The organism is Nostoc sp. DedVER02, assembly GCF_034530675.2.
Lineage (GTDB): Bacteria > Cyanobacteriota > Cyanobacteriia > Cyanobacteriales > Nostocaceae > Nostoc.
Genome location: NZ_JAVRCP020000007.1, coordinates 202,041 through 212,913, shown reverse-complemented (window position 1 = coordinate 212,913; position 10,873 = coordinate 202,041). Strand labels below are relative to the sequence as shown.

Sequence of the window (10,873 nt, the reverse complement as noted above, 5' to 3'; positions counted from 1 at the left end):
TGCAGTGCGAATTTTACAACTGATTCAGGGACGGGATAATCCTGACTTGCCTGCAACTGTTACTTTTACCGACGAGCAACTGCAATGCTTGTCTACTCTGGTACCTACGTTAGAGGGAAAAACTCGACTCCAACAAAATCCCTATCCTCCTTCCTCCCTTGCTTGGGCGACTTGGATTATTGCTCGACTTGGCGGTTGGTCTGGTTATAAGTCTCAGAAACCTCCGGGAATTACTACTTTGATTCGCGGATTGTACCAGTTTGAATCTACCTTTTTTGGCTGGAAACTCGCTCTAGGACTACTTGTGTGTACACCGTAGACCTGCGGGGAGGGGAGCGTTTGCGTAAGCAAATGCGGGGTGGGGTTCTTTATTTTTGATTTATGCAAGAGGTCTATTTGTTAACTACTCGTTGTTGGTATTCATGCTCAGTAATCATATCGAGAGTGTTTTCTAGGCGATCAACAAATACGATGCCGTCGAGATGATCGTATTCGTGTTGAAAAATCCTAGCGATAAAATCGGTTAATTCTTGCTTTTGTAAATTGCCTTGACAGTCAGTGTATTCCACTTCAATAGATTTATATCGAGGAACTAACCCCCTAATTCCTGGAACACTTAAACAACCTTCCCAATCTTTGACAACTTCAGTTGAATGAGCAATGATTTGGGGATTAATCATAGCAGTAGGTTCCATTTCTGGCGCGTTGGGATACCTGGCATTGGGACGAGAAGCCACAATAAATAAACGATAGGATTGTGCTACTTGAGGTGCAGCAATTCCCACACCGCTAGCCTTAGCAACGGTGGCGATTAAGTCTTTAATTAATTTTTGAATATCCTCATCTTGAATATTCTCAACCCAAGCAGCTTTTTGGCGCAATGTTGGATTGCCTAATTGAATGATTGGCGCTAATTCAGTCATGATAAAACTCCTTTTGGGAATTGGGAATTGGGAATTGGAAATTGGGGATTGGGCATTGGGAATAGAAAGTAAGTATGCCAATTATTTTTCAAATGGCAAATGACAAATGACAAAAATTATCCTTCACGTCTGGCAGGTAAAGGAGCCGGTCGGACTCCTACTTGAACGATTTGCCCATTGCGTTCCACTTCTATTGGTAAGGTAGTACCGATTTTGCTATTTTCTACTAGCTTTTGTACTTGATCAATTTTAGTAACAGGCTGGTTATTAATGCTTTTAATCACATCACCGACTCGTAGCCCAGCCACAGAAGCAGGCGATCGCGGCACAATCTCAACTAGCAAAACGCCGTCATCTGTTGTAAGATTTAAGCGATCGCCTGCTCCATTTTTTATTTTTTCTTTAATTTCTGGTGTCAGTGTTACCATCTGCACACCCAAATAAGGATGATCGACTTTACCCGTAGCAATTAATTCCTGGGCAATTTTTTGTGCAGTATTAATCGGGATAGCAAATCCCAAGCCTTGAGCGCCTCGGATAATAGCCGTGTTCATCGCTATTACCTGTCCACGAGCATTAAGCAATGGCCCACCAGAATTACCAGGGTTAATCGCAGCATCGGTTTGGATGTAATCAACCCGCTTGTCACTAGCACCGATATCTCTACCAGAACGACCTGTGGCACTAATAATCCCAGAAGTGACGGTGTTATTCAAGCCTAAAGGGTTGCCAATAGCTATTACTGCTTCTCCTGGTTGTAAAGCATCAGAGTTACCTACAGATAAGGTTGGCAGATTATTAGCATCAATTTTGATCACAGCAACATCCGTTACTGGATCTTCACCTAGTACTTTACCGTCAAAAGTCCGGCCATCTTTGAGTATGACAGTCACTCTATCAGCACCATCTACCACATGAGAATTGGTCAAAATCTGCCCTGAAGAATTAATAATAAATCCAGAGCCGCTACCCCGCTCTACCCTTTGTGTAGCCTGTGGCGCACCCTCTCCAAAAAACCGCCGGAAAAATGGATCGTTAAATTCGTCTGGTACGCGAGAAGTGATGGTTCGGGAAGAATCAATGCGAACTACCGCAGGCCCCACATTTTGTACTACTTTTACCACAAAATTAGGATCTCCAGACGATGAAATAATTGGTGGGGGGACATTTACTGGATTGGATTCTGTTGTCTGTTGAGTTTGAGTTTGAGTCTCACCTTGTCGAGTCTCAAAAGTCTTAGCAGGTACAAGAGAGCAGCTTCCCAGGAACACCACTGTCACCCCATATAAGAGTATCCACAATCTCTTAGGAAAACCCCTGCTATCAAGATTGTTGGGCGCTAAATCATGGTTTGTTGTCTTCATGTGTCGTTGCTTCTCCCTTGTCAGTCAGTGAATGTTAGAATCTTGCCTACCGGGTATGTCCCGAAATGATTACAACTTAAAAGCTTATTCTAGGTCTAGCGTGTCTGGATGCTAAATTGATGCTTTCTCTTCTATTGTGACGATTAGCAGCAAGGGTGGTGGATAATGGAAATTCCCATAGAAAGTCTGTGGAGTCAGGTACTAGAGCGCCTACAGCTTGAGCTATCCCGGCCTACCTTTGAAACTTGGATTAAAACTGCTAGTGCGGAGCGATTAGAAAATAATTGTTTGGTTATCCGCACTCCTAACCCATTTGCTCGTAATTGGTTACAGAAGTATTACATCAATACTATTGCTCATGTAGTACAAGATATTCTCGGTCATCCTGTAGGAATTTACATTACTGTTGCTCAAGGTGATGAAATTTCTCATTTTAGTGAACAAGAGGTTTCTTGGGAATCACCAAATCCTAGCAATATTTCTGAAGCTGCTTCCGATCACAATCATAAAACTACTGAATTAAACTCTAAATATGTCTTTTCCCGATTTGTAGTTGGTGCTAACAATCGGATGGCTCACGCTGCTTCTTTGGCAGTTGCAGAATCTCCAGGTAAGGAGTTTAATCCTTTATTCTTATGCGGTGGCGTAGGTTTAGGTAAAACTCATCTGATGCAAGCTATTGGTCATTATCGCTGGAAAATTTCACCTGATTGTAAAATATTTTATGTTTCTACTGAGCAGTTTACTAATGATTTAATTACAGCGATTCGTAAGGATAGTATGCAAAGTTTTCGAGATCGTTACCGAGCGGCTGATGTTCTATTAGTTGATGATATTCAGTTTCTTGAAGGTAAAGAATATACTCAAGAAGAATTTTTTTACACTTTTAATACTTTACACGAAGCTGGTAAACAAGTTGTCATTGCTTCCGATCGCCCTCCTAACCAGATTCCGAGTTTACAAGAACGTCTTTGTTCTCGCTTTTCTATGGGGTTAATCGCAGATATTCAAAAGCCAGATTTAGAAACAAGGATGGCGATTTTGCAGAAAAAAGCCGAGGATGAAAATATTCGTCTTCCCCGCGATGTGATTGAATATATTGCTTCTAACTATACTTCTAATATTCGAGAATTAGAAGGAGCTTTAATTCGGGCGGTGGCTTATATTTCTATTTGGGGTTTACCGATGACGGTGGAAAACATCACACCAGTTTTAGAACCGCCTAACGAAAAAATGGCAGCTACCCCAGAAGCTATTTTAAAGGTTGTAGGGGATAATTTTGATGTTTCAATAGACGACCTCAAAGGTAACTCCCGGCGGAGAGAGATTAGCTGGGCGCGTCAAATAGGGATGTATCTCATGCGGCAACACACATCTCTGAGTTTGCCGAGAATTGGGGAGGAGTTTGGTGGTAAAGACCATACAACGGTAATCTATAGTTGCGATAAAATTACTCAACTCCACCAGAGCGATCGCACTTTAGCACAAACAATCCGCCAACTGAGCGATCGCATCAATATGACTAGCCGTTCTCAAAAACCATCCTGAAGATGCATTTTAAGTTTTCCACAACCAGCAGTGCGATCGCTAGCTTTGAAAGCTGAATAATTAGACAAAAATATTAAGTAACAAATAAAAATTGATTAAATTTAACTTATATTGTGGAAAAAACTGTGGAAAACTTGATATTTTACTAGCAAAACTTAATTAAGTATAATTACCTTGTGGAAAAGTAATTAAGTTTTTCCACAAGTTTTCCACAGATAGTCTTGCCTAATATCAAACAGAAACACGATAACTCCTTGAACGGGAGAGTGACGATGTTGTGAATCTCCCGTTTGGTAGGTATTGTTTTCCTATTGGATTTTAGCTAACTTATATTGGCAGCCGATGCCCCATTCATAGATCCATTTACAGAAGAAAGCTTAACAGAATCGACTACTAAAGGATTGGTGAGTTTGCCCTGGTCTGCTGTGCCTCGCTTTTTCTTAGTATTACCTCTTCGCGCACCACCCGCCATCTCGTATTCTTGGCTGGTTTTACCGTAACGGCTGCCAACTCCCAGTAACATTTTTTCTGACATTGTTATTACAATTTGTTCTGCCTTCTTCACATCATCTGTGAGTTTATCAATGGAAGATAAAGCAGTGTTGTAGGCAGCAAGCTTAGACCGTAGATCGTTAATTGTGGCATTGTAAGTTTGTATACTTAGTCCTTCGCCAAAGTCTAGTTCTACGCTGATAGATTGTAAACTTTCAATGCGGCGATCGGCTTTTTCTAAAACGCTAGAGTTTCTTTTAGGACGTGCCATAATTCATCTTTCTCAGTAAAACATAGTACTGTTTTATACAAAAAAATCTTTAATTGTCATCAGAAAATATAACAAAATCAGTTGCTTAGGCATAGCCCATCGTAGAAATTGCACTTGTAAACCTATAGTTGATTTATTTTTTAATTTAAGTAATAAATAAGCTCATAAGTTTATTGCGACAATTGTTGCAATGATTTAAGCGTTTCTTATACATGATGGATTAATTGTTGCAAAGTATGAATGCTTTGCAGCAAATGCTTATATGTTTGCAAGAAAGACTTAAGCGTTTCTTATAGATCGCGCAACATTAGCTGCAATGGTTTGAGTTTTTACAAGTTTGAAGCGTAAGAGCGTAGGCGTAGCCTGTCGTAGACATCGCCTTTGTCTATTCTTTCAGATAAAATCGCCCTTTGAAGCTGTCCTTAAGCAACTTCGTCAGCGATCGCCTATAAACAATAAGGAAGGATGTTACCATATCTTTCACCAGCTGAATCTGACTTATGAAATTAGTTTGCTCCCAAAGCGACCTCAGTACCAACCTCTCACTCGTTAGTCGTGCAGTACCTTCACGACCAACTCATCCAGTACTTGCCAATGTGCTGTTACAAGCGGATGCTGAAACTAACCAAGTCAGTTTAACAGCCTTCGATCTCAGCTTGGGAATCCGCACCAGCTTTAACGCAGAGGTATGGCAAAGTGGTGCGATCGCACTTCCTGCTAAGTTACTTGTAGATATCACCTCTCGTCTTCCAGAAGGCGAAATCACTCTTGATGATGAATCAGCCCTTACAGGTGCAACATCCAGTGGTGAAGGTATAATAGTCACACTTACACCCAAAAGTGGACATTATCAAGTCCGAGCAATGGGGCCGGAAGAATTTCCCGAACTACCTGTAATTGAAAATACCGAAGTAATCCATCTCACCACCGCCGCATTAATTGAAGGATTACGGGGTTCATTATTTGCTACTAGTGGTGATGAAACCAAGCAAGTACTGACAGGAGTCCATTTAACAGTTAAACAAGATACTCTAGAATTTGCAGCTACCGATGGACATCGCCTAGCAGTTGTAGAAACTAGCAACGAGCGTCCTCTGGAGGGAACTAGTCAACTAGAAGTGACAGTACCAGCGAGAGCATTACGCGAACTCCAACGAATGCTAGCTCATAGCGCCACATCAGATGAACCTGTAGCTTTATATTTTGATCAAGGTCAAGTTGTATTTGCATGGCAAAATCAACGCCTGACTAGTCGCACATTAGAAGGGCAATATCCTGCTTATCGACAATTAATTCCCCGGCAATTTGAACGACAAGTGACAATTGAACGGCGACAATTCGTAAGTACTTTAGAACGAATTGCGGTGCTAGCGGATCAGAAGAATAATATTGTAAAACTTAGTATTGATAGCGAAGCTCAAGAAATTACCTTATCTTGTGAAGCTCAAGATGTAGGCAGTGGTAGAGAGTCAATGCCGGCACAGATTTCTGGTGAAAATATAGAAATTGCTTTTAATATTAAATATTTGATGGAAGGCTTGAAAGAGTTACCATCTTCCGAAATTCAAATGCATTTAAATCAAAGCCTAACTCCAGTTATTTTTACACCATTGGGTGGTTTGAAAATGACTTATCTAGCTATGCCTGTGCAACTTAGAAGTTAAAAGAGAAGTCAGAATTCAGAATTTAGCAATGCTTAAAGTTCTTTAGAAGGGCTGCGCCAACGGCATGGCTTTGCTTCGAGCAAGTGTTCGGTTAAAGCGTCTGTTTGTATAGACGGCGATTTATCGCTTCTTTGTGATGATTTATCGCCTCTTTACAATCTAGAATTTCCATCAAAAAACATTAACCAAACCATATTACCTCCACTCCAACTTCTTATACCATTTCCCTTTAAGGTTGATACAAATAGGAAGCAGGGGGGAAAGAATTAGAGATAAATTATTTGTATCAGGTATTTCGTGAAATGGTATTACAACGTAATCAAGAGAGCCAAACGGAGCGATTAAAGTAAGAAAGCATTATTTCTTTACATTAATTATTACTCAGTGCGTAGTGCTAATTACCACTAACAAGCCAATAAAATTACTTCTTCTTAAACCTCTTGCAAAAGTCCCTGACACCCCGCACGCCAGCTACTTCAAGTCGTGAAATCCACCTAGTGCAATAGCTCCTCTTAATCTCCACCCCGCCAAAGTGACACTTTTGCAGGGTGGGTTTCTTACTCAAAACTTAGGTTAAGAAGTAGTTAATAGCCTTAATGTTGTAAATAATTGTGTAACTTTAAATACTTCTATCTATAGCATGTAGTATTCTGCAACTAACATTTCAATAAAATGCTAATAACATTCAGACAACAAAACCAATAAGTAAAAGGTCTTGATTTTGGCTTTATACATTTGACGCTAAATAGATAAAATTTTTGCTCATTTGCGCTCTAGCTAAAGATTAGGAAGAATAGTTATTTAGAGGATGTTTTAAAAGTCCCGTTGTGGGTAACAAAACGTTCTATATCCGCCTAAATTATCCTGCTTAAAAGGGGAAATTAATAAAGTGCCGAAAATTAGAACCACTTTTAAAACAACCTCTAAAGTCACGAACTTATTCGATGATAATTTGGAGAATTTGTATTATGAATCAAGCCCGACTGCAAAAGTTAATTTGGCAATGTCTATCAGTGATTCTCATGTGTTTCCCTCTTTTCTTGGCTGACCCTGCTTATGGTTTAGTGCAGGATAAAAGCACAGAGTTGTCACCAAATAACATTTTACAAAGGCAAAATATTAAATGTTCTATACCTATTAAAGACTACATTACAAGGTTTCAAGACTACGACCATAGTAAATATATGGCTCAATACTCTCCTGAAACCTTTGCTTGGGACGCATTCACATTATTGAATTGGCCTTCCCAAGGTAAAAATTCCTCTACACCTAACACCTCAGAATGTATTGGAAATGGTACTCCTGTAGTTTGGGAGGCTTGGAAAGAAAGCTCAGAAGTATATTTAGATAATGGTAAAAAACCCCAACCTTGGGGAACTGTTCGCCAAGTGCCAGCAGAGGTACTAGCAAAAGCTCAAGACATGGGATTACGTCTCGATCAGCCCTTCCATAATCTAGGTTTAATTCAGCAAGTTTCTGGTTTAGTCTTCAAAAGTAGTGAAGATAATCAGGGTGAACCAATTCGCTATGAATTAGGGATGAATCAAAGTACGTTCAACTACATTTTTAATCGAAGTCTTTACAATAAAAATGGTCAAGAACTATCTGCGAAAAATTGCAATCCAGCATCCCGAAATTGTATTCAATTTAATTGGGATGCAATGGAAATAAAAACTTCCTGGTTGTGGCTGAATGCTAATCCTAAAAGTGCAGAGATAGCTAATCGTTACGTCACAGCCAATGCCTATTATCAAAAAACAGACAATAGCGGCAAACCATTAGGTTACGAAGTTGGGCAAGCTGCAATGACTGGAATGCACATAACTAGCAAAGTTTTACCTGATTGGGTATGGGCTACCTTTGAGAATATCTACAACGCTGAATATACACCAGCAACAATTGAAAACCTCATTCCAAATCAGGCACAACAAACGAATATGAAGTATCAAAAGTTACTTCAAGGAACAAAATATGCCAATTACGAATTAGTTGGTACTCAAATAAACTTTACCGATCCAGAACTCTTAGCGAACTCCCAAATTGAAACCCATTTCCAGAAGAAATCTTCTTGTATAACTTGTCATGCGATCGCAGCAGTTTCTAAGCTACCAACAGGGCCGTTTTACTTATCCTTTGTAGACAACAGAGATGGGAATTTAACTTACTACACCGGAAAACTTACCCCAGAGCTAGAAACGCAAATACAAACTAATTTCGTTCCACTAGATTATGTTTGGTCATTACGTCTGGCAAAACGCGATCGCACCGCCACTTCACCATAAGATCATCGCACCTCAACCATGAAGTATTAACAAAAATCTTCAAGTCTCTCTGTTAATTATCAATCTTGTTAAGTAACATTTCAAACTCACTCAAATAAAAGGAATTGAATTATGAGTGTACTTTCTCTTCCCCGCTTGTATTTCACAGGAGAAATATCTTGGAATCCTAGCACCCCTAACAACTTCTCTGATCTATATAACCAAGGTAACAATACGGCAAATACAGATGGTGCTAATGAAAATGAATTCACCAAAAAGGTCATCACCATTGGCAACAGTTGGAATTTTTATGGCGATCATAGCTCAAAATTTGTTGCTGGTAAGACCAAAATAGTTGGTGGTACTTTACCCGATGGCAGTGCTGCAAATTATGAAGATAATTTGGTCGGTAGACCAGTTCAAATTATCGGAAATATCTTTAACAACCATCCCACAGACGGACGCTTAGTTGATGTTGACCCCTACGCTAGCTGGACATCGCAAATATTTTTTAATCAACTAGTTATTGGGAATAATGACATAGGCATTACTGGTCAACGAGAGCGCCAAATGTGTTCCTATTGGATTGATTTTCATCGCAATTACAACACATCTGGAGATTTGATCATTGCTGGTATTGCCAGCGCAGTTTTTCAAACTTCTATTCCCTACGATCAACTTCAATTTAACGGTCAAAAAGATTCGCAAATTTTGCAAGCGTTACAGCAAGCAATGCAGCAAAATGATGCTCAAGGATTGATGATTCGACTCTGTGCTTATCGAACCCTATACTATCAAAATGGAATTCGCAATAAAATTCCACAACAGCCTCGCACCCGTGATGAATTGAGTGAATTATATCTAAAAGGAGAGGTATTTTATAATCCAGCTTACAGTTTGATAGTCGGTTCAATTGGTGTGTGGAAAAAGGGCGAACTTGCAACTGCTCCTGCTGGTCGTTATTTAAAGTCCAAAAATCCAGTGATTTGTGTAAGCGGCAGTAAAGCCATACCATTAGGGCCTGTAGTTGCAGAAATCAATCAGTCAAGAAAAACCTTGAGCATTGATCTAATTAGCACCTTCCCGGAATGGAATAGTTCTGGCCAAAAAGCTGATTTTGGTTCAGTCAGTGTGGGTGTGGAAGATAACAAAGGCGAGTTTACCGAAATTACTAGCCTTAATTACTCGCAATACAATCAACAAGCTTATGAATCTCAAGCAGGCATTATTGATATTCCACTGAATGACAGCCAAGTACAATTGGTAGAACAAGGCCAGTTAGCCTTTCGCGTGAATACAACTGGTAAACCCGTGACAGCACTTGAAGAATCTGTTTACACAGCACTTAGCGATAATCGGGCATTTTACCTTGAACAGAGCGACACCAATAAACAATGCGTCATCCAAGTTATGTATAAAGGTAAATTTGCCCCTGCTGGGACAAAATTACTGTTGGCTCAGTACGATAATGGTAATGCTAATGGTAGCACTCCACTTTTAATTCCTAGTTCTCTTAAATACATTATCTGCTCAGAGGAAAAACAGGAAAATGCGGCTAGTGTAAATAAGTTAATGGCTTCCCGATCTGGAATAACGCCCATCAGTACCCAAGAGCGGTTAAGTGCTTCCACACAATCTCCATTTGTCAACATCAATACGGGAACTGTAGTTACAGCCGATGCACAAGGAATAGTTACATTACCAGTAAACCCAATCCAAGAGGGTTGTTGCAATATTGCTCTCATTCCGTTTGGTAAAGATGAATCGCCACCATGTATTCCTGAAACACTGGATACTACATTCTCCAACTACGTCACAGTTAGAGTTATGCCCTTTGATGATGAGTTAGCTAAAACACCCGATCGCCAACTGACATGGGATTTTATGTATAACCATATTTTCAAGGTTTATAACTTGATCTACCCTGTCATGTCACAGGTAATTCCTATGAACAATCGTCAGAGAATTGAAGGTGCAACTATGCAAATCAGGGCAACACTTGGTGACGATAACAAGGAAAACGGGGTAATTCACAATACTATGTGGGAAAGCACTATGTATATGTCTATTACCCGTGATTTGTCATTTGGTAAACGGCAGTTATTGCGGCGTTGGTGCGACTTAGTAGAGCGCGATATGCAACCTTAGCAACTTACTGAAAAAACTATCCTTTAGAGAATAATGATAATTAGCCTTGTCTGGATGCTACGTATGGCAAAGCGAGTCATATTTCCTATTTTGGCTTGCCTAATTTTCTTAGTCTTTTTTGTTTTTATTGGAATAATTTATTCTTTGGAAGTCCCTTACTTCTCTAGCTTGATTCTCACGTAACTCTTTGACAAAATTCTCT

General features: G+C 39.8%; 7 protein-coding genes and 1 pseudogene. 5 read left to right on the top strand and 3 right to left on the bottom strand.

Translation table 11 applies throughout. The features are described 5' to 3' along the window. Positions 1–319: pseudogene (locus tag RMZ41_RS10910) on the top strand (IS4 family transposase); the annotation flags it as partial. Positions 320–392: 73 nt separating this feature from the next. Here RMZ41_RS10910 and def read toward each other — a convergent pair. Beyond that, positions 393–923, bottom strand: coding sequence for a peptide deformylase (def, locus tag RMZ41_RS10905; protein ID WP_322641265.1), 531 nt, complete (start codon positions 921–923; stop codon positions 393–395). A gap of 116 nt (positions 924–1,039) precedes the next feature. Beyond that, the gene (locus RMZ41_RS10900) at positions 1,040–2,287 is read right to left on the bottom strand and encodes an HhoA/HhoB/HtrA family serine endopeptidase (RefSeq protein ID WP_322641264.1); all 1,248 of its coding nucleotides are present in this window, start codon (positions 2,285–2,287) and stop codon (positions 1,040–1,042) included. Between the two features lie 165 nt (positions 2,288–2,452). Between RMZ41_RS10900 and dnaA the strand changes: the two genes are divergently transcribed. Continuing rightward, positions 2,453–3,835 carry a chromosomal replication initiator protein DnaA gene (gene dnaA / locus RMZ41_RS10895; RefSeq protein ID WP_322641263.1) on the top strand — a complete coding sequence of 461 codons (1,383 nt, stop codon included), beginning with the start codon at positions 2,453–2,455 and terminating at the stop codon, positions 3,833–3,835. A 322-nt stretch (positions 3,836–4,157) separates the two neighbouring features. On the opposite strand, the gene RMZ41_RS10890 is transcribed toward dnaA, so the two are convergent. Continuing rightward, positions 4,158–4,598 (bottom strand): hypothetical protein, encoded by a 441-nt coding sequence (locus RMZ41_RS10890; protein WP_322641262.1) that lies wholly within the window; start codon positions 4,596–4,598, stop codon positions 4,158–4,160. A 500-nt stretch (positions 4,599–5,098) separates the two neighbouring features. Between RMZ41_RS10890 and dnaN the strand changes: the two genes are divergently transcribed. The 3 genes from dnaN to RMZ41_RS10875 all read left to right on the top strand — a co-directional run bounded on the left by dnaN (position 5,099) and on the right by RMZ41_RS10875 (position 10,671). After that, positions 5,099–6,262 (top strand): DNA polymerase III subunit beta, encoded by a 1,164-nt coding sequence (gene dnaN / locus RMZ41_RS10885; RefSeq protein WP_322641261.1) that lies wholly within the window; start codon positions 5,099–5,101, stop codon positions 6,260–6,262. 968 nt (positions 6,263–7,230) lie between these two features. Then, positions 7,231–8,544, top strand: coding sequence for a hypothetical protein (locus RMZ41_RS10880; protein ID WP_322641260.1), 1,314 nt, complete (start codon positions 7,231–7,233; stop codon positions 8,542–8,544). A 111-nt stretch (positions 8,545–8,655) separates the two neighbouring features. After that, positions 8,656–10,671, top strand: coding sequence for a hypothetical protein (locus tag RMZ41_RS10875; RefSeq protein ID WP_322641259.1), 2,016 nt, complete (start codon positions 8,656–8,658; stop codon positions 10,669–10,671). The last annotated feature ends 202 nt before the right edge of the window (positions 10,672–10,873 follow it).